This is a genomic window from Streptomyces thermocarboxydus (assembly GCF_024760485.1).
In the GTDB taxonomy this organism is placed as follows: Bacteria; Actinomycetota; Actinomycetes; order Streptomycetales; family Streptomycetaceae; genus Streptomyces; species Streptomyces cellulosae.
The window spans coordinates 1716523-1735864 of the sequence record NZ_CP058273.1 but is presented as its reverse complement, the minus strand read 5'-3'; the positions used below and the strand labels follow the sequence as shown (position 1 = coordinate 1735864).

Below are 19342 nucleotides of genomic sequence, written 5' to 3'. Positions count from 1 at the left end.
CGGCGCGGGGGCGCCGCCGGACGGACCGGCGGCGCCCCCGCGGGCACCGTTGCGAGGGACGGTCAGAACACCGGCGTGCCGTCCCGGGTGAGGCGCCAGTCCTCCGACGCGAAGTCCTTCGGGTCCAGCACGCCCTTGGCGGTCGCCCACTCGGCGATCCGGGTGCGGATCTCCGTCGACTCCGCCCACAGCTCAGGCGCCGACGCCACGTGCGGGAACGCCCCGCCGCCGTTGGCGCGGTAGTTGTTCACCGCGAACACGAACTGCTGTGCGTCGTCCACCGGGGCGCCGTCGAACGTCAGGTTCTTGATGCGCGACCCGGCCGGCTGGGCGATGTCGATGTCGTACCGCACGCCCGACACGTAGTCGTAGTTGTAGTCCGGGCGGCCGTTCGCGTTCGTCAGCTTGTCGACGTCCACCGGCGCGCCGGCCGCGGTCTGCACGAAGTACTCCGCCGAGTACTCCAGGTACGCCCGCACCTGAGCACCCGTCAGCAGCTTCGCCACCAGCGTGTTGTCGTACACGTAGAGGCTCGACAGGTCCCGGATGGTCACGTCGCCCGCCGGGATCTCGCTGGTCCGGGAGAACGGCGAGGCCTGCGACAGCACCGGCAGCGAGGCGTACTCCGTGCCCGCCAGCGCGTCCCGGACCACGTCCTCCTGCACCTTGCTGATCAGGTCGATGATCGGCGCGTCCTTGTAGCGCGCCTCCACCGTCGTCAGCGTCTCGGTCGCCGTCCCCACCACCTGGTTGACGTACGCCACGACCTGCGCGTGCTCGTCGCCCAGCAGCCGGGTGATCCGCGGGTCGTCCTCCACCGTCGCCGCGTCCCGCAGCGACGCCCTCACGGACTCCACCTGCCAGCGGCCCCGCTCGAAGGTCAGCTCGACGTCGAAGAGGGTCAGCCGCTCGGCGTAGCACAGCGGCTCCGACAGCACGACCTCCTTGCCGGTCTTCTCGTTGGTCACCCGCAGCTCCGCGATCTCCGCGTGCGCGTGGCCGACCAGGATGGCGTCGATGCCCGGCACCTGCCGCGCCACGTTCGCCGCCGCGTTCTCCACGTGCGGCAGCTGGTCGCCGTAGGAGGAGGTGCCGGAGGTGCCCGAGTGGGCCGAGACGATCACGACGTCCGCGCCCATCGAACGCAGCTTCGGCACCCACTTCGCCGCCTGCTCCTCCAGGCCCGGGAAGGTGAGCTTGCCCTGCACGTAGGCCTTGTCCCAGATCGCGATGCCCGGGTTGGTCAGGCCCAGCACCGCCACCTTCACCGGCGGCGCGCCCTTCACGTGGAACGTCTTGACGAAGTAGGGCGGGAAGGCGGGCTTGAGGGTCTTCGCGTCGACCGCGTTGGCGCCGAGCAGCGGGAAGTCGCACTGCTCCTCGAACTTCCGCAGGGTCTCGATGCCGTAGTTGAACTCGTGGTTGCCGAGCGCCACCGCGTCGTACCCGATGGCGTTCATCGCCTGCGCCATCGGGTGCACCGGGCCGCCCTCGGCGGTGATCGGGTCCACCTTGGCGTAGTAGTACGTCAGCGGGGTGCCCTGGATGGTGTCGCCCGCGTCCAGCAACAGGGTGTTCTCCCGGCCGCGCTCCTTGCGGATCCGGTTCACCAGCGTGGACACGCGGGCCAGCCCCTGCGCGTTGCCGGCCGGGTCCTGGTACTCGGCGTCCTTGTAGTAGTCCCAGTTGAAGACGTGACCGTGCAGGTCCGTGGTGCCCATCACGGTCAGTGCGTACCGCTTCACCGGCTTCTTCCCCCGTCCCGCCTCAGGAGCGGCCTCGGCCGCCGGGGTGGCCACCGTACCCGCCAGCGCCACCCCCGCCCCGGTGACGGCTGACTTCTTCAAGAACTTCCGGCGGTCCAACGGCATATCAGGATCTCCTTGTACGACGACGGCGCACAACGCGCGTAGATTCGCCCGACGATTCTGACCTGAACACGTCGATCCGGAACAGCCCTTCCAGGTTTCGATCCGGTGACCGCCGCGGCGCGCCCGGGGGAGCGGCGCCGCGCAGAATTCAACGCTTGTCAATACCCCTTCACCCACGCGCCGTTGAGTCGTCACGCGCCGCCAAATCACTACCCGCCGGTAAGCCCTAGGGTCGGACCATGCGCCGAGCGAAAATCGTCTGCACCCTGGGTCCCGCGACGGACGCGTACGACCGGATCAAGGCCCTGGTCGACGCCGGAATGGACGTGGCCCGCTTCAACCTCAGCCACGGCGGGCACGCCGAGCACGAGGAGCGGTACCGAAGGGTGCGCAAGGCCGCCGACGAGACCGGCCGCAGCGTGGGACTCCTCGCCGACCTTCAGGGTCCGAAGATCCGCCTGGGCCGCTTCGCCGAAGGACCTGTACTCCTCGAACGCGGGGACTCCTTCACCATCAGCGTCGAGGACGGCGTCGAGGGCGACCGCCACACATGCGGCACCACCCACGCCGGCCTCGCCGAGGACGTCACCCCGGGCGAGCGGATCCTCGTCGACGACGGCCGGGTCACCCTCGAGGTCACCGCCGTCGACGGCCCCCGCGTGCACACCACCGTCGTCGAGGGCGGGGTGATCTCCGACCACAAGGGCCTCAACCTCCCCGGAGTCGCCGTCTCCGTGCCCGCCCTCTCCAAGAAGGACGAGGACGACCTGCGCTGGGCGCTGCGCACCGGCTTCGACGTCGTCGCCCTCTCCTTCGTGCGCAGCGGACGCGACATCAGGGACGTCCACCGGATCATGGACGAGGAGGGCCGCCGGCTCCCCGTCATCGCCAAGATCGAGAAGCCGCAGGCCGTCGAGGCCCTCGACGAGATCGTCGCCGCCTTCGACGGCATCATGGTGGCCCGCGGCGACCTGGGCGTCGAGATGCCGCTGGAGCAGGTGCCCGTCGTCCAGAAGCGCGCCGTGAAACTGGCCCGGCGCAACGCCAAGCCGGTCATCGTCGCCACCCAGATGCTCGACTCGATGATCGACAACGCCCGGCCCACCCGCGCCGAGGCGTCCGACGTCGCCAACGCCGTCATCGACGGCACCGACGCGGTGATGCTCTCCGGCGAGACCAGCGTCGGCAAGCACGCCGTGGAGACCGTGCGCACCATGGCCCGCATCGTCGAGGCCGCCGAGGAGGACATCCTCGCCCGCGGTCTGCCGTCGCTGGCCGAGCACAACAAGCCGCGCACCCAGGGCGGCGCCGTGGCCCGCGCGGCCGCGGAGATGGGCGACTTCCTCGGCGCCCGCTTCCTGGTCGCCTTCACCCAGTCGGGCGACACCGCCCGCCGCCTGTCCCGCTACCGCTCGCCGATCCCGCTGCTCGCCTTCACCCCGGACCCGGCCACCCGCTCCCAGCTCAGCCTGTCCTGGGGCGTGGAGACCTTCCTCGGGCCGCACGTCGGGTCCACCGACGCGATGGTCGACCAGGTCGACGAGCTGCTGCTGCGGTACGCGCGCTGCGCGAAGGGCGACACGGTCGTGATCACCGCCGGCTCCCCGCCCGGGGTCTCCGGCTCCACCAACATGGTCCGCGTCCACCACATCGGCGAGGACGACAGCCCGAGGTGACGGAACCGGGCCCCGGTCAGTACTTGGGGCCCACGTGGAGATCCATCAGGGCGACGGACGCCTTGCGGGCGACGGAGATGTTGAAGGGATCGCTGCCACGAGCCAGCGTGGTCCACCCGACGCCGACTTTGTCCAGGGTGTCCGTGAAGAGCTTCCTGATGTCGTCCGACTTGTTGCTGAAGAAGTACCGGGGGTACTCGTAGCGCTTTGGCTCGCCGGCGACCGTGCGGGTCGTCCAGTTGGTGATCCGGCAGCCGTCCGAATGGATGAGCCCGCGGATGAACTCCCAGGGATGCTCGTCGACGATGGCCTGCTGCCACGGTTCGAGGACGATGAGGCGGTCGTGCTTCTTGCCGGGGCCGTGCTGGGGAAACATGCACGTCCAGTGCTTGGTGTACGACTTCACTTCGACGCAGCCGGGCTTTCGGTGCCGTCCGACGCTGGGGGAGGGCATCACCTTGCGCATCGCGTCTTCGGCGGCCGCGATCAAGCCCGTCTGCCTGGCGTCGCAGAAAATCGACAGGTGGCGCTGTTTCGGCTTCGAGACGATGTGGCCATCGCCGAGGTAGAGACCCAGCAGATACGAGTACGCCACTTCGTCGAAACCGCGGCCTGTGCACTTCGGGCAATCCGTTGGCTGCCGGTACACCTCGCCGCGTAGTTTGCGGTCCTCGCAACGCCACCAGCCGACGGTGCCTCGCGGGATGTTCAGCTGCTCCGCCACCACATGGTTGGGGACGCCCTGTCGCATGAGTGCGACAGCGTGTGCGCGGATCGAAGGGCTGTGCTGTTCCATGCGGCCACAGTGCGTGAGCAACCGTGACGACACGCAGCAAAAGGCGGAGGACCACGCGAACGTGATCCTCCGCTCTGGGAGTGCCGGGTGCGGGACTCGAACCCGCAAGCCCTCTCGGGCAGATGTGTTTGAGACATCCGTGTATGCCATTCCACCAACCCGGCAGGACCGGCTCACGGAATCATACCGGGTCCCCCTCGGTCACCGCCTCTAGGTAGGCTGCACAAGCAGCAGTACCGGCCTGCCCCGCACCAAGGAGCCCACGTTGAGCGCCCCCGAGTCGCCCCAGCCCGCAGACGTGCCCGACGACGACAAGTCGCACGTGCCGCCGATGACGACCCGCGTGGTCATCGCCGAGGACGAGGCACTGATCCGGCTCGATCTCAAAGAGATGCTCGAGGAGGAGGGGTACACGGTCGTCGGCGAGGCCGGCGACGGTGAGCAGGCCGTCGAGCTGGCCCGCGAGCACCGTCCCGACCTGGTGATCCTCGATGTGAAGATGCCCAAGCTGGACGGCATCTCCGCGGCCGAGAAGATCGCCGAGGAGTCCATCGCCCCCGTGCTGATGCTGACCGCCTTCTCGCAGCGCGACCTGGTCGAGCGGGCGCGGGACGCGGGCGCGATGGCGTACCTGGTCAAGCCGTTCAGCAAGAGCGACGTGGTGCCCGCGATCGAGATGGCGGTCTCCCGGTTCACCGAGCTGAAGGAGCTGGAGCGCGAGGTCGCCGACCTCAGCCAGCGCCTGGAGACGCGCAAGCTGGTGGACCGCGCCAAGTCGGTGCTGCAGACGCAGTACGGACTGAGCGAGCCGGCCGCGTTCCGCTGGATCCAGAAGACCTCCATGGACCGGCGCATGTCGATGCAGCAGGTCGCGCAGGCGGTCATCGACGACGCCGAGGAGAAGAAGGCCGCGAAGGGCGGCTGACGGCCCGGCGCCGCGGCCGTAAGGACGACGAAGGCCCGCACCCCTTTGCCCGGGGTGCGGGCCTTTCGCTTCCGGCCGCCTGTCCGCCTCAGTCCTCGCCGAGGTAGGCCTTGCGGACCGACTCGTCGTGGAGCAGGTCGCGGCCGGTGCCGGAGAGGACGATGTTGCCGACCTCCATCACATGGCCGTGGTCGGCCAGCGACAGGGCCGCCTGGGCGTTCTGCTCGACGAGCAGGATCGTGGTGCCCTGGGACTTCAGCTCGGAGATGGTCGCCATGATCTTCTGCATCATGATCGGCGACAGACCCATGGAGGGCTCGTCGAGCATGAGCAGCTGTGGACGGGACATCAGGGCCCTGCCCATGGCGAGCATCTGCTGCTCACCGCCGGACAGCGTTCCTGCGGCCTGCTTGCGGCGTTCCCCGAGGATGGGGAAGAGGTCGTAGGCGCGCCGGATGTCCTGCTCGATGCCCTGCTTGTCGCTGCGCAGGAAGGCGCCGAGGCGCAGGTTGTCCTCGATCGTCATGCGCGGGAAGATGTGCCGCCCCTCGGGGGAGTGGGCGAGCCCCAGCGAGACGATCTTGTGGGCGGGGAGCTTTTTCAGCGATCTGCCGTTGAACTTGATCTGCCCGCCGACCGGCTTCAGCAGCCCGGACAGCGTGCGCAGGGTGGTGGTCTTGCCGGCGCCGTTGGTGCCGATCAGGGTGACCACTTCGCCGGCGTCGACGCTGAACGAGATGCCCTTCACGGCCTGGATCTTGCCGTAGGCGACTTTCAGGTCTTCGACCTCGAGGAGTGCGGTCATCGGTCGTTCTCCTTGCCGGGCGCGGCGTCCGTGGTGGCCTCGGCCCCCGCCTCCGCCTGTGCTTCTGTCTCGGCGTCCGTGGCCTCGGCGTCCGCGGGGGCGTCGGCCTCCGCCTCCGTCCCGGCCTCCGCGTCGGTCTCCGGCTGCGGGGCCGCGTCGGCCGGCTCCTCGGCGCTCTCCTCGGCGGCGGGCGCCGGGGCGCCGGCCTCTTGGCGGGCGACTGCGGCCGGCCCGCCGCCTCGGCAGCGGCCTCGGCGGCCTCGACCTCGGCGACCTCCGCGGCCCCGGGGTCGTCCGCCAGCGGCTCGCCGATGTACGCGGCGATGACCCGCTCGTCGCCCTGGACGGTGGCCGGGTCGCCCTCGATCAGCTTCTGGCCCTGGACGAGCACGGCGACCCGGTCGCAGAGGTTGAAGATGAACCGCATGTCGTGCTCGATGACGAGGACCGCGGTGCCCTTGTCGCGGATGGCGAAGATGAGTTCCTCCGCCGCCCGGGTCTCCTGGGGGTTCATGCCCGCGGTGGGCTCGTCGAGGAGCAGCAGCCCCGGCTCGCTGGCGAGCGCGCGGGCGATCTCCAGCTTGCGCTGCTCGCCGTAGGGGAGGTTGCGCGCGAGCTGGTCGGCCTTCTCGGCGAGGCCGACGAACTCCAGCAGTTCCATGGCGCGGGCGCGCGAGGCGGCCTCGGCCTTGTGGAAGCCGGGCCCGCGCAGGACGGCCGACCAGAAGCCCTCCTTGGTGCGGGTGTGACGGCCCACCAGGACGTTCTCCAGGACCGTCATGTTGGCGAACAGACGGATGTTCTGGAACGTACGGGCGATGCCGGCCGCGGTCACCTTGAAGGACTTGGGCGGCAGGACCTTGTCCTTGTAGCGGACCTCGCCCTCGGTCGGGATGTACAGCCCGGTGAGGCAGTTGAAGAACGTGGTCTTGCCGGCGCCGTTGGGGCCGATGAGACCGACGATCTCGCCGCTGCGCACGGTGAGGTCGACGTCCCGGACGGCGGTGAGGCCGCCGAACCGCATGGTGACGCCGCGCGCGTCGAGGACGACGGAGCCGGGGGCGGGCGCGCCCGCCGCGGTGTCCTTGGTGGTGGTGTCGGTGGTCATGGTGGTCAGGCCCCCGTCTTGCTCAGGACTGTGGGCGCGTCGGCCTCTTCGTGGAACTCCAGCTGGCGGCGCCGGTTGGGAATGAGGCCCTCGGGACGGAAGCGCATCAGCAGCACGAGCGCGAGACCGAACGCGAGGAGCTGGTAGTCGCCCAGGAACTGGAGCTTGTTGGGGATCAGGAAGAGCAGCGCCGCACCGATGAGGGGTCCGGCGATGGTGCCCATGCCGCCGAGCACGACCGCGGCCAGCAGGAAGGCGGAGTTGGGCGGGGTGGTGCCGGCGAACAGGTACTGCTCGGGGGTCACCGTGTAGGTGACGTGCGCCTGCACCGTACCGGCCAGACCGGCGAGGGTGGCGCCCACGGCGAACGCGATGAGCTTCACCCGGAAGCCGTTGATGCCCATTGCGAGCGCGGCGGTCTCGTCCTCGCGGATGGCGACCCAGGCCCGGCCGATGCGGGAGTCGCCGCTGCGCCGGAAGACGAGGACGACGACGGCCGTGATCAGCAGCATCAGGAAGAAGTAGTTCGCGAACCGGCCGATGGTGAACCCGCCGATGTCGTGCGCGACGCCCAGGTCGAAGCCCAGGATGTTCAGGTCCGGGATGGACGCGATGCCGTTGGAGCCGTTGGTGATGTCCGGGCCGGAGGTGCCGTCGGTGTTGTTCACGGCGATACGGAAGATCTCACCGAAGCCGAGGGTCACGATGGCCAGGTAGTCGCCGCGCAGCCGCAGGGTCGGCGCGCCGATCAGCACACCGAAGACCAGCGAGGCGAGCGCGCCGACCAGGACGGCGGCCCAGAAGGGGAAGTGCACGCCGAACGGCGAGCTGGGCGAGCCGGAGACCAGCGCGGCCGCGTAGGCGCCGACGCCGAGGAAGGCGACGTAGCCGAGGTCGAGCAGGCCGGCGAGGCCGACGACGATGTTCAGGCCCAGGGCGACGGTGGCGAAGATCAGGATGTAGACGCCGAGGGTCGCGTACTGGTCGTCGGTCTGGGTGAAGGGGAACAGCGCCGCCGCGACGAACGCGCCGCACACGGTGATGTTCTGGTGGCGGGCGCTGATCTGGGAGGCGTGGGCGACGAGGCCGGAGCGGTTCAGCGCGCCGAAGCCGAAGCCGGCGGTGATCAGGAAGCCGACGAACAGCTCGTCGTACTCGGTGCCGATGCCGTAGGTGAAGACGATCAGGGCGACCGCCAGGACGGCCACGATGACCAGGATCTCGACGTAGGACGGCAGGGTGCGCACGGGGCGCGGGGACCCGGAGGTGAAGGCCGCCCGCAGCACCGCCACGGCGTGCGCGGCGTCGTGCCGGAACTGTTCCCAGCCGCTCGCCTCGGGGTCGATCGGGTCGGGCTCGGGCCGCTCGAAGGGGAGGGCCAGGGTGCCTATGAGGGCGATCAGCGTGGCGGCGGCGACGAGGAAGCCGCCGGGCTCCAGGTTGACGACCCCGCCGAGCTCGACGCTGATCGAGACGACGGTGTACCAGGCGGTGGCGAAGGTGCCGAGCACCGCGTACTTCACGGCCGCGTCGGCGCCGGCCGGAGTGAGCCAGCCCAGTCCCCTGACGCCGTAGGAGGCGAGGCAGAACAGGGTGGCGAGGGCGCCGCCGACCAGGACGAGCACCTGGAGGCCGCCGGGGTAGCCGTAGAACGTGAGGTCGCCGGGGAAGTCGGCCGTCCAGGTCCAGGCGAGGAAGGTGGACACGACGGCGAGGACGCTGCCGCCGGTGGCGAGGGCCCGCGCGAGGTTCGCGGGGATGCCGATGAGCCCGGAGGGGGTGCCCGGGGCGGGTGCGGCAACGGTCTTGTCTGCTGCGGTCTGTGTGGTCATCGGTGTCACGCCCTGTCCGCGACGCGCTCGCCGAGCAGGCCCTGCGGCCGGAACAGGAGCACGAGGATGAGGAGGATGAAGGCCCAGACCTCGGCCCAGGACTGGCTGCCGAACTGGTCCAGGCCGGGGATGTCCGCGATGTAGGCGGTGGCCAGGGTCTCGACGACGCCGAGGACCACACCGCCGATCATGGCCCCGTAGATGTTGCCGATGCCACCGAGCACTGCCGCGGTGAAGGCCTTGAGGCCGAGGATGAAGCCCATCTTGAAGTCGATCTGGCCGTACTTCAGACCGCTGGCGACACCGCCGACGGCGGCGAAGACGGCGCCGAGGGCGAACGCGATCACGATGATGCGGTCGGTGTTGACGCCCATCAGCTTCGCGGTGTCCGGGTCCTGCGCGGTGGCCTGCATGCCGCGGCCGGTGCGGGTCCGCATCACGAAGTAGGCGAGGAACGCCATGCTGATGGGGGCGGCGACGATCAGGAAGATGTCGCCGGTCTGGACGGTGGCGCCGCCGATGGAGAAGGGGCCGCCCTCGATCTGCGGGAAGGCCAGCTTGGACTTGGCCTCGGGGTAGAAGGCCCAGACGGCCTGCTGGAGCGCGAGGGAGAGTCCGATGGCGGTGATCAGGGGGGCCAGCCGGGGCGCGCCGCGCAGCGGGCGGTAGGCGAACCGTTCCGCTCCGATGGCGACCAGCACCGAGGTGATCATGGCGCCGATCAGCATGAGCGGCAGCGCGATCCACATGGAGGTGCCGTCCGGCAAGACGTACAGATGCACGGTGATGGCGCCGAAGGCGCCGACCATGAAGATCTCGCCGTGGGCGAAGTTGATGAGCTGGACAATGCCGTAGACCATTGTGTAGCCGATGGCGACCAGGCCGTACATGGATCCCAGTAGCAGGCCGTTGACCAGCTGCTGCGGCAGTTCGTTCACCGCATGTCCTCCGAGACTTTCGGAATGTTCGACGGATGGGCCGGAACCGAGTCCGCGCGGGGCGCCAGTGGAACAGCGCCCCGCGCGGCTCGTGTGAGTGGTGCGGCGGAGATCAGCCGGTGAAGGTGCCCGACTTCACGGTGGCCCAGTCGCCGCCCTTGACGGTGTAGACGGTGAGCTGCTTGTTGGTGGCGTCACCGAACTCGTCGAAGGAGACCTTGCCGGTCACACCGTCGAAGGAGACGTCCTGCATGGCGTCGACGACCTTGGCGCGGGCGTCGTCCGGCAGCTTGCCGTCGTTGCCCTCGACGACCTTCTTGACGGCCTCGATGATCGCCCAGGCGGAGTCGTAGGAGTAGCCGCCGTAGGCCTCGTAGGCCTCCTTGTAGCCCTCGGCCTTGTAGTTCGCGACGAACTCCTTGGCGGACGGCAGCGACTCTACGGGCGCGCCGACGGAGGTGGCGAGGTCGCCGGTGCCGGCCGCGCCGGACAGCTTGATGAAGTCGGCGCTGTAGATGCCGTCACCGCCGACCAGCGGGATCTTCGCGCCCGCTTCCTTGATCTGCTTGCTCAGCGGACCGGCCTGCGGGTACTCACCGCCGTAGTAGACGACGTCGGCGCCGGAGTTCTTCACCTTGGTGGCGACGGCGCTGAAGTCCTTGCTCTCCGGGTTGATGTGCTCGGTGCCGACGACCTGGCCGCCGAGCTTCTTGAACTCCGCGGTGAAGGTGGCGGCCAGACCGGCGCCGTAGGTCTTCTTGTCGTCGATGACGAAGACCTTCTTCTTCTTGGCGTCGTTGAAGACGTACTGCGCGGCGAACGGGCCCTGGATGGCGTCCGTGGTCGCGGTGCGGAAGTACGACTTGTACGGGCGGGCCTTCTCCTTGGCCCAGTTCACGCCCTGGGTCAGGGCGGGGTTGGTGTTCGCCGGGGAGACCTCGACCAGCTTGGCCGTGTCGAAGACCTTCTGCATCGACTCGCCGACGGAGGAGTTCAGCGGGCCGACGACGCCCAGCACGTCCTTGTTGGCGACGAGCTTCGTGGCGTTCTGCTGGCCCACGGAGGCCTGGCCCTGGTCGTCGAGCGCCTCGATCTTGAAGGTGACGCCCTCGACGTACTTCTCCTTGTTGGCGATCTTCGTGGCGAGGTCCACGGAGTTCTTGATGCCCAGGCCGAGCGCGGAGAGGTCGCCGGTGAGCGGCGCGTCGACGCCGATGACGACGGTGGTGTCACCGTTGCCCGAGTCCGAGCCGCCGCCGTTGTCGTCGCGGGAGCCGCAGGCGGTGAGGGTGAGTGCACCCGCCGCCAGGGCGGCGGTGATGGCGATGAGCGAACGTTGACGCACGATCCAGTCCTTTCCCCTGACAGCCGCTTCCCCGTGGAAACGGCCGAGTCGAGCGCTGGGCCGAGTGAGTTTCAGGCTCCGCGGTGACTGGCCGTGACTCTAAGCGTGTGTGGGATATGCGGAGGAGACTCTGGCCAAGGCTGTGACGCTCTTGTTATGACACGACGTATTGCAGAGCGGTACTGAGTGGGGGGAAGAGCAGAATTCCCGCCGTTTTGCCCTGTCCGCATGGTGAGAAACCGCAGGACTTGGGAGGGGTGGTTCAGGTGCATCAGGCGTTTTGCTGATTACTGGAAATCGTTGCCACAGGCCACCTCCAGGGCCGTGGACAGGTCCCTTGCGTAGCGGGCGCCGAGGATGTAACTGTGCGCTTCCTTTGCGTGCGTGTTACGCAGTGTTACGTCCAGGAAAGGGAGTCCGGCGTTCCGTGGCACTTTTCCGCATTCCGTCACGTGGACGGTCACGGCGATCTTGCGGGAACCGTCACCTTTCACCCGTAAAGGAGTTTCGGGTCTGGAGGTCAGGCGTAGGCCGGCGTAGGGCTGGGAAATGCTCAGAACGGTCACCGGAGCATCGGATTCCGTAAGCGCTTGTATGGTGAACTCAAATTCCGGTGACGTTGTCTTCGTCTCGCTGACCTGCATGTACAGGTAGCGGAAGGACGTCGTCTGGCTCGGGAACCGTGCCTCGGGTGAAGGTTCGGGGCTGGGGCTGGGGGTGGGGCTGGGACTAGGGCGGGTGAGGTGCAGCAGCGTCCCGGTCGCGAGTACGGCGACGGCGAGGAAGGCGGCGGCCGTCGTTCTCCGTCGGCGTCTCGACATGCGGGCCCGGGGTCCGCCGCGGGGGCGCGGGGGGACGGGAGGCGGGTCCAACGGGCGCGTGTCGCCGTCCGGTTCGACCGGGCCGATCCCGCTCATCGCCACGGCCCTTCTCCGGGGCCGCCGGAGCGGTACCAGGCGGTGCAGCCCTCGCGTGCCTGACGTTCCATCAATGTGTCGACCTCCGTCGCCCCTTGGGCGCGGGCGGCGCGCGCCGCGTCCACGACCTCGCGCAGGATGTCGTACTGGCCGCCGGACATCCCCATCGACTGGTAGTCGCCGTACCCGCGGCCTTCGAGCACCTCGTGCGACCAGTGGCGGACGATGCTGACGCACAGGCCGACGTCGGAAGTGGGCTCGGGGGAGGGGATGTTGGACGCGAAGGGGGGGCGGGGTGCGTGAAGCGTGGGGGTCGTCCGCCGCGCACCCGGTCATGGTCAGGGCCGCCGTGAGCACGGCCAGGACGGCCGCGCAGAACGCCCCGGCGCTGCGAGAGGTGCCGCCCCGTCCCATGGCACCGAACGCTAGAGCGCCCGTCGGCCGCGGGCAATGGCGGCGACGGGCGCGGTGCGGAGGAGGCTCGGGGTGAGGGGCTCCTGGGGGCCCTCACCCGTCGCCGGCGTCAGCCGGCCGCCTTCTCCGCGTCGCCGGGGCGGACGTCCCGCAGCAGGCAGGTCAGCCGGGCGGTGCACACCCGCTTGTCCGCCTCGTCCGTGATCACGATCTCGTACGTCGCCGTGGACCGGCCCCGGTGCACCGGGGCGGCCACGCCGGTGACCAGTCCGGAACGGACCCCGCGGTGGTGCGTGCAGTTGAGGTCCACACCGACCGCGATCTTGTTCACCCCGCCGTGCAGCATCGAGCCGACCGAGCCCAGCGTCTCCGCCAGCACCGCGGACGCGCCGCCGTGCAGCAGGCCGTAGGGCTGGGTGTTGCCCTCCACCGGCATCGTCCCGACGACGCGCTCCGCCGAGGCCTCGGTGATCTGCACGCCCATCCGCGTGCCGAGATGGCCCGCCGAGAACAGCGCCTGCAGGTCCACACCGAGCGCTGCGTACTCGTCGATGACCTCCTGCGGGAACTTCACCTGCTGCGGCTCTCCCATGGGCCCGGCTCCAATCGTGCGTCGGTACGTCGGTACGTCTGTGCCCTGAGCGAACGCTCAGTCGGTCGCCGATTGTTCCAGACGCACCACGACCGACTTGCTGGCCGGGGTGTTGGAGACGTCCGCGGTGGCGTCCAGGGGCACCAGCACGTTGGTCTCCGGGTAGTACGCGGCGGCGCAGCCCCGTGCCGTCGGGTAGTGCACGACGCGGAAGCCGGGCGCCCTGCGCTCCACCCCGTCCTTCCACTCGCTCACCAGGTCGACGTACGAGCCGTCCGCGAGCTTCAGCTCCTGGGCGTCGTCCGGGTTGACGAGCACCACGCGGCGCCCGTTCCTGATGCCCCGGTAGCGGTCGTCCAGGCCGTAGATCGTGGTGTTGTACTGGTCGTGCGAGCGCAGCGTCTGCAGCAGCAGCCGGCCCTCGGGCAGCTCCGGGTACTCGACCGGCGCCGCCGTGAAGTTGGCCTTGCCGGTGGCCGTGGGGAAGCGGCGCTCGTCGCGTGGGGCGTGGGGGAGGGCGAAGCCGCCGGGGTGCGCCACGCGCGCGTTGAAGTCCTCGAAGCCGGGCACCACGCGCGCGATGCGGTCGCGGACCGTCGCGTAGTCCTTCTCGAACTCCTCCCACGGCACGTCGTCCTCCGCGCCGAGGACGCGGCGGGCCAGCCGGCACACGATGGCCGGCTCGGAGAGCAGATGCGGGCTCGCGGGCTCCAGGCGCCCGCGTGAGGCGTGCACCATGCCCATGGAGTCCTCCACCGTCACGAACTGCTCTCCGCTCGCCTGGAGATCGCGCTCCGTGCGGCCCAGCGTCGGCAGGATCAGGGCGCGCGCCCCCGTGACCGCGTGCGAGCGGTTCAGCTTCGTCGACACGTGCACGGTGAGCCGTGCCCGGCGCATCGCCGCCTCGGTGACCTCGGTGTCGGGGGACGCGGAGACGAAGTTGCCGCCCATCGCGAAGAACACCTTCGCCTCACCGTCGCGCAGCGCGCGGATCGCCCGGACGACGTCGTAGCCGTGCTCGCGGGGAGGGGCGAAGCCGAACTCCTTCTGCAGCGCGTCGAGGAACGCCGGCTCGGGCCGTTCGAAGATGCCCATCGTGCGGTCGCCCTGCACGTTGGAGTGACCGCGCACCGGGCACACGCCCGCGCCCGGACGGCCGATGTTGCCGCGCAGGAGAAGGAAGTTCACGATCTCGCGGATCATCGGCACCGAGTGCTTGTGCTGGGTGAGGCCCATGGCCCAGCAGACGACGATCCGGTCGGAGTCCAGCACCATGCGGAGGAAGCGTTCGACGTCCTCGCGCGCCAGGCCGGTCGCGGCGAGGGTCTCCTCCCAGCCGGCGGCACGGGCGGCCTCGGCGAACTCCTCGTAGCCGTGGGTGTGTTCGCGGACGAACTCCTCGTCGACCGCGCCCGGGGTGTCCAGGATCAGCTTGTTGAGGAGCCGGAACAGGGCCTGGTCGCCGCCGATACGGATCTGCAGGAACAGGTCGGTCAGGGCGGTGCCGGTGGTGAGACCCTTGGGCGTCTGCGGGTTCTTGAAGCGCTCCAGGCCCGCCTCCGGGAGCGGGTTGACGCTCACCACGCGCGCGCCGTTGCCCTTGGCCTTCTCCAGGGCCGACAGCATGCGGGGGTGGTTCGTGCCGGGGTTCTGACCGGCGACCACGATGAGGTCCGCCTTGTGGAGGTCCTCCAGCAGCACGCTGCCCTTGCCGACGCCGATCGTCTCCGACAGGGCCGAGCCGGACGACTCGTGGCACATGTTGGAGCAGTCGGGCAGGTTGTTCGTGCCGAGCTTGCGGGCGAAGAGCTGGTAGAGGAACGCGGCCTCGTTGCTGGTGCGGCCCGAGGTGTAGAAGACGGCCTCGTCGGGGGACGACAGCGCGGTCAGTTCCTCGGCGACGATGTCGAAGGCGCGCTCCCAGCTCACCGGCTCGTAGTGGTCGGCGCCCTCCGGGAGGTACATGGGGTGGGTCAGCCGGCCCTGCTGCCCGAGCCAGTAGCCGCTGCGGCGGGCCAGGTCGGAGACGGGGTGCGCGGCGAAGAACTCCGGGGTGACGCGGCGGAGTGTGGCCTCCTCGGCCACCGCCTTCGCCCCGTTCTCGCAGAACTCCGCGGTGTGCCGGTGCTCCGGGTCCGGCCAGGCACAGCCCGGGCAGTCGAAGCCGTCCTTCTGGTTGACGCTGAGCAGCGTGAGCGCCGTGCGCTTCACACCCATCTGCTGGTGGGCCATACGCAGGGTGTGACCGATCGCGGGCAGTCCGGCGGCGGCCCGTTTACGCTCGGCCACCTTCGGCGCGTCCTGTACTGGATCACCCTGGGGCGGCTTCGTTGCCATCGCGCACTCCTGTTCACGCACACATGTGAGGTGGATCTCTCGATCCTCGCACGAGGGTGGGGCGCGGCCTACGGTGCGGTCGGATGCTTGCGGTGCGGGGCTGTCCGGTGGGGGGGTCGGGGGCGGGCCTGTGGCGTTCGGTCGGGGGTCGGGGGTCGGGGGTCGGGGCCGGGCCTGTGGCGTCCGGTGGGGTTGAGGCCGGGGGCCTGTGACGCCCGGTGGTTGGGGGGCGGTCGCGTGGCTGCGGCGCGGGGTTGGTTGCGGTTCGGTGGGGGTTGCGGTGTGACGCCTGCGGCGCATCCACCTGTCCGGTGGGGCGGGTGTAGCGCCCAGGGGTGGGTGGTGGTGCGGGGGCCGGTTGGGGCGGTCGTCCTCGGTCTGGCGCGAGAGTGCGTGCTTGTACGTGAACGGCGCGGACGCGCCAGCCGCTGCGGGCGCCCACCCCCACCCCGTCCCCTCCCCGCCGCGGGCGGCTGGACGGACACCCGGTTGCGCGGGCGGCCGCAACCCACCGCCAACCGCGGGCGCGCGGCCAGCCGACGGCCGCAAGCTGCCGCCCACTGCGGGCATTCGTGCCTCCCGCTCGAGCGAAGCCGAGAGTGGGGGAGGGTGGGCGCGGCGGCCCCCTGCCGGCGCCAGGTGCGCCAATACCCTCCGGCCCGCACCGGCACCGGTGCCTCCCGCCCCGTGGGCGGAAACGCGGGCGGCACCGGGGGCGGACACCGGTGTCAGTGAGGCGTGGCAGGATCGGACACGTGGCAGACACAGCATCGAAGAAGACCGACCAGACCCCCGGCACCAGCCGCCCGCGCCTCATGCTCATGGACGGGCACTCACTGGCGTACCGCGCGTTCTTCGCGCTGCCCGCGGAGAACTTCACCACCGCGACGGGCCAGCCGACGAACGCGATCTACGGCTTCGCGTCGATGCTCGCCAACACCCTCCGTGACGAGGCGCCCACGCACTTCGCGGTCGCCTTCGACGTGTCCCGCAAGACATGGCGCTCGGAGGAGTTCACCGAGTACAAGGCGAACCGCTCCAAGACCCCCGACGAGTTCAAGGGCCAGGTCGAGCTGATCGGCGAGCTGCTCGACGCGATGAGCGTGCCCCGCTTCGCGGTGGAGGGGTACGAGGCGGACGACGTCATCGCCACGCTCGCCACCCAGGCCGAGGCCGAGGGCTTCGACGTCCTGATCGTCACCGGCGACCGCGACTCCTTCCAGCTGGTCTCCGACCGCACCACGGTGCTCTACCCGACCAAGGGCGTCTCCGAGCTGACCCGCTTCACCCCGGAGAAGGTCTTCGAGAAGTACGGCCTCACGCCCGCGCAGTACCCGGACTTCGCCGCCCTGCGCGGCGACCCGTCGGACAACCTGCCCGGTATCCCCGGCGTCGGCGAGAAGACCGCCGCGAAGTGGATCAACCAGTTCGGCTCCTTCGCCGAGCTGGTCGAGCGGGTCGACGAGGTCAAGGGCAAGGCCGGGCAGAACCTCCGGGACCACCTGGAGTCCGTCAAGCTCAACCGCCGGCTCACCGAGCTGGAGCGCCGGGTCGAGCTGTCGAAGGGCGTGCTCGACCTGGAGCGCACCGCCTACGACCGCAAGGCCGTGGCGATGATCCTCGACACCCTGGAGATCAGGAACCCGTCGCTGCGGGAGCGGCTGTTCGCCGTCGACCCGGGCGCCGAGGAGGCGGAGACCACTCCGGTCGTCGCCGACGGCGTGGAGATCGACGGCACGGTGCTCGGCACCGGCGAGCTGGCCGGCTGGCTCGCCGAGCACGCCACGGGCCCGGTCGGCGTCGCCGCCGTCGACACCTGGGCGCTCGGCACCGGCTCCGTCGCCGAGATCGCGCTCGCCACGGCGGAGGGACCGGCCGCCTGGTTCGACCCGGCCGAGCTCGACGAGGCCGACGAGCAGGCGTTCCGCGCCTGGCTCGCCGACCCGGCCCGCCCCAAGGTCTTCCACAACGCCAAGCGCGCGATGCGCGTCTTCCCCGAGCACGGCTGGACGGTCGAGGGCGTCACCATGGACACGGCTCTCGCCGCGTACCTGGTCAAGCCGGGCCGCCGCTCCTTCGACCTGGACGCCCTGTCCCTGGAGTACCTGCACCGGGAGCTGGCGCCCGCCGCCGCCCCCGACGGGCAGCTCGCCTTCGGCGCGGACGACAGCGCCCAGGCGCACGCGCTCATGGTGCAGGCGCGTGCCGTCCTCGACCTGGGCGAGGCCTTCGAGGGCCGCCTCGCGGACGTCGGCGCCTCCGACCTGCTGCGCGACATGGAGCTGCCCACCTCCGCCCTGCTCGCCCGCATGGAGCGGCACGGCATCGCGGCCGACCGGGCGCATCTGGAGGCCATGGAGCAGATGTTCGCCGGCGCGGTGCAGCAGGCGGTGAAGGAGGCCCACGCGGCGGCCGGGCACGAGTTCAACCTGGGCTCGCCCAAGCAGCTCCAGGAAGTCCTCTTCGGCGAGCTGGCCCTGCCCAGGACGAAGAAGACCAAGACCGGTTACACCACGGACGCCGACGCCCTGGCCTGGCTGGCCGGACAGACGGACAACGAGCTGCCGGTCATCATGCTGCGCCACCGCGAGCAGGCGAAGCTGCGCGTCACCGTCGAGGGCCTGATCAAGACGATCGCCGCGGACGGCCGTATCCACACCACGTTCAACCAGACCGTCGCCGCGACGGGCCGGCTGTCCTCCACGGACCCCAACCTGCAGAACATCCCGGTCCGCACGGACGAGGGCCGCGCCATCCGCCGCGGTTTCGTGGTCGGCGAGGGCTTCGAGTCGCTGCTCACCGCCGACTACAGCCAGATCGAGCTGCGCGTGATGGCGCATCTCTCCGAGGACGCCGGCCTCATCGAGGCGTTCACCTCCGGCGAGGACCTGCACACCACGGCGGCGGCCCAGGTGTTCTCCGTCGAGCAGTCCGCGGTGGACGCGGAGATGCGCCGCAAGATCAAGGCCATGTCCTACGGCCTGGCTTACGGACTGTCCGCCTTCGGCCTCTCCCAGCAGCTGAACATCGAGGCGGCGGAGGCGCGCCAGCTGATGGACGCGTACTTCGAGCGCTTCGGCGGCGTACGGGACTATCTGCGCCGTGTCGTGGACGAGGCGCGGGCGACGGGGTACACGGCGACTCTCTTCGGCCGCCGCCGCTACCTGCCCGACCTCAACAGCGACAACCGCCAGCGGCGCGAGGCGGCGGAGCGGATGGCGCTGAACGCGCCGATCCAGGGCACGGCGGCGGACATCGTCAAGATCGCCATGCTGAACGTCGACCGCGCCCTGCGCGAGGCGGACCTGCGCTCCCGGATGCTGCTCCAGGTCCACGACGAAATCGTCCTGGAGCTGGCTCCTGGGGAGCGGGAGCAGGTGGAGGAGTTGGTCCGGCGCGAAATGGCCTCCGCCGTCGAGTTGCGGGTCCCCCTCGGCGTCTCGGTGGGCGTGGGCCCGGACTGGGAGTCGGCGGCGCACTGACGCGGTACGCGGACGCCGGGCGCGATCGCACAGCCGCGCCCGGCGTCCGCAGCCACGGGTGGGCGCCCGCGCGTCTGACGGTCCCCCGCCCGCGTGGTCCCGGGGTCGCCGCCCGGGACCGCCCGGCCTCTGCCGCCTCCGTCCAGTTGCCCCCTCAGCAGGGACCGCTGAGGGGAGACGCCTCAGCCGCCGCGTCCGGGCAACCGTCCGCCTCGTCGCCGTCCCGTCCACCGGCCTCCCAGGGTCGCCTCCGTGCGACCGGCACCCTTCCGGCGGTTGCCGACGGGCGTGCGGCTCCCCCGCC

General features: G+C 70.2%; 13 protein-coding genes, 1 tRNA gene and 1 pseudogene. 3 read left to right on the top strand and 12 right to left on the bottom strand.

Features of this window, described 5'->3' with window-relative positions; all coding sequences use genetic code 11:
- Window positions 1–62: 62 nt before the first annotated feature.
- Window positions 63–1871 carry a 5'-nucleotidase C-terminal domain-containing protein gene (locus AY578_RS08130; RefSeq protein WP_161107320.1) on the bottom strand — a complete coding sequence of 603 codons (1809 nt, stop codon included), beginning with the start codon at window positions 1869–1871 and terminating at the stop codon, window positions 63–65.
- Window positions 1872–2110: 239 nt separating this feature from the next.
- On the opposite strand from AY578_RS08130, the gene pyk reads away from it, so the two are divergent.
- Window positions 2111–3547 carry a pyruvate kinase gene (pyk, locus tag AY578_RS08125; RefSeq protein ID WP_258902213.1) on the top strand — a complete coding sequence of 479 codons (1437 nt, stop codon included), beginning with the start codon at window positions 2111–2113 and terminating at the stop codon, window positions 3545–3547.
- A gap of 16 nt (window positions 3548–3563) precedes the next feature.
- On the opposite strand, the gene AY578_RS08120 is transcribed toward pyk, so the two are convergent.
- Together AY578_RS08120 and AY578_RS08115 are read right to left on the bottom strand one after the other, a co-directional pair.
- The gene (locus AY578_RS08120) at window positions 3564–4343 is read right to left on the bottom strand and encodes a helix-turn-helix domain-containing protein (RefSeq protein WP_136237742.1); all 780 of its coding nucleotides are present in this window, start codon (window positions 4341–4343) and stop codon (window positions 3564–3566) included.
- An 81-nt stretch (window positions 4344–4424) separates the two neighbouring features.
- Window positions 4425–4507: transfer RNA gene (locus AY578_RS08115), tRNA-Leu, on the bottom strand.
- 101 nt (window positions 4508–4608) lie between these two features.
- Here AY578_RS08115 and AY578_RS08110 point away from each other — a divergent pair.
- On the top strand, window positions 4609–5268 hold the full coding sequence (locus tag AY578_RS08110) for an ANTAR domain-containing response regulator (RefSeq protein WP_033273066.1): 660 nt from the start codon (window positions 4609–4611) through the stop codon (window positions 5266–5268).
- Window positions 5269–5356: 88 nt separating this feature from the next.
- Here the strand turns inward: AY578_RS08110 and AY578_RS08105 are convergent, their stop codons facing one another.
- The 9 genes and pseudogenes from AY578_RS08105 to AY578_RS08065 all read right to left on the bottom strand — a co-directional run bounded on the left by AY578_RS08105 (window position 5357) and on the right by AY578_RS08065 (window position 15556).
- Window positions 5357–6073, bottom strand: a complete 717-nt coding sequence (locus tag AY578_RS08105) for an ABC transporter ATP-binding protein (protein WP_019525490.1) — start codon at window positions 6071–6073, stop codon at window positions 5357–5359.
- Between the two features lie 232 nt (window positions 6074–6305).
- Window positions 6306–7181, bottom strand: a pseudogene (locus AY578_RS08100) (ABC transporter ATP-binding protein); the annotation flags it as partial.
- A 5-nt stretch (window positions 7182–7186) separates the two neighbouring features.
- Window positions 7187–9013 (bottom strand): branched-chain amino acid ABC transporter permease, encoded by a 1827-nt coding sequence (locus AY578_RS08095; protein ID WP_028960752.1) that lies wholly within the window; start codon window positions 9011–9013, stop codon window positions 7187–7189.
- 5 nt (window positions 9014–9018) lie between these two features.
- Window positions 9019–9951: a branched-chain amino acid ABC transporter permease gene (locus AY578_RS08090; RefSeq protein WP_019525493.1), complete on the bottom strand. Its 933-nt coding sequence runs from the start codon at window positions 9949–9951 to the stop codon at window positions 9019–9021.
- A 112-nt stretch (window positions 9952–10063) separates the two neighbouring features.
- Window positions 10064–11296, bottom strand: coding sequence for a branched-chain amino acid ABC transporter substrate-binding protein (locus AY578_RS08085; protein WP_028960751.1), 1233 nt, complete (start codon window positions 11294–11296; stop codon window positions 10064–10066).
- 287 nt (window positions 11297–11583) lie between these two features.
- Window positions 11584–11940, bottom strand: coding sequence for a hypothetical protein (locus tag AY578_RS33810; protein ID WP_337590564.1), 357 nt, complete (start codon window positions 11938–11940; stop codon window positions 11584–11586).
- Between the two features lie 269 nt (window positions 11941–12209).
- The gene (locus AY578_RS08075) at window positions 12210–12416 is read right to left on the bottom strand and encodes a hypothetical protein (protein ID WP_258902212.1); all 207 of its coding nucleotides are present in this window, start codon (window positions 12414–12416) and stop codon (window positions 12210–12212) included.
- A 320-nt stretch (window positions 12417–12736) separates the two neighbouring features.
- The gene (locus tag AY578_RS08070; protein WP_258902211.1) at window positions 12737–13219 is read right to left on the bottom strand and encodes a PaaI family thioesterase; all 483 of its coding nucleotides are present in this window, start codon (window positions 13217–13219) and stop codon (window positions 12737–12739) included.
- 57 nt (window positions 13220–13276) lie between these two features.
- Complete coding sequence (locus tag AY578_RS08065) at window positions 13277–15556, bottom strand: FdhF/YdeP family oxidoreductase (protein WP_136237737.1); 2280 nt, start codon at window positions 15554–15556, stop codon at window positions 13277–13279.
- A gap of 755 nt (window positions 15557–16311) precedes the next feature.
- Here AY578_RS08065 and polA point away from each other — a divergent pair.
- On the top strand, window positions 16312–19038 hold the full coding sequence (gene polA, locus AY578_RS08060; protein ID WP_028960506.1) for a DNA polymerase I: 2727 nt from the start codon (window positions 16312–16314) through the stop codon (window positions 19036–19038).
- Window positions 19039–19342 lie beyond the last annotated feature (304 nt).

Coding starts and splice junctions, on each gene's coding strand:
- AY578_RS08070 (WP_258902211.1), bottom strand. CDS start 13,219: ATGGGAGAGCCGCAGCAGGTGAAGTTCCCGCAGGAGGTCATCGACGAG.
- AY578_RS08095 (WP_028960752.1), bottom strand. CDS start 9,013: ATGACCACACAGACCGCAGCAGACAAGACCGTTGCCGCACCCGCCCCG.
- AY578_RS08105 (WP_019525490.1), bottom strand. CDS start 6,073: ATGACCGCACTCCTCGAGGTCGAAGACCTGAAAGTCGCCTACGGCAAG.
- AY578_RS08065 (WP_136237737.1), bottom strand. CDS start 15,556: ATGGCAACGAAGCCGCCCCAGGGTGATCCAGTACAGGACGCGCCGAAG.
- AY578_RS33810 (WP_337590564.1), bottom strand. CDS start 11,940: ATGCAGGTCAGCGAGACGAAGACAACGTCACCGGAATTTGAGTTCACC.
- AY578_RS08120 (WP_136237742.1), bottom strand. CDS start 4,343: ATGGAACAGCACAGCCCTTCGATCCGCGCACACGCTGTCGCACTCATG.
- pyk (WP_258902213.1), top strand. CDS start 2,111: ATGCGCCGAGCGAAAATCGTCTGCACCCTGGGTCCCGCGACGGACGCG.
- AY578_RS08130 (WP_161107320.1), bottom strand. CDS start 1,871: ATGCCGTTGGACCGCCGGAAGTTCTTGAAGAAGTCAGCCGTCACCGGG.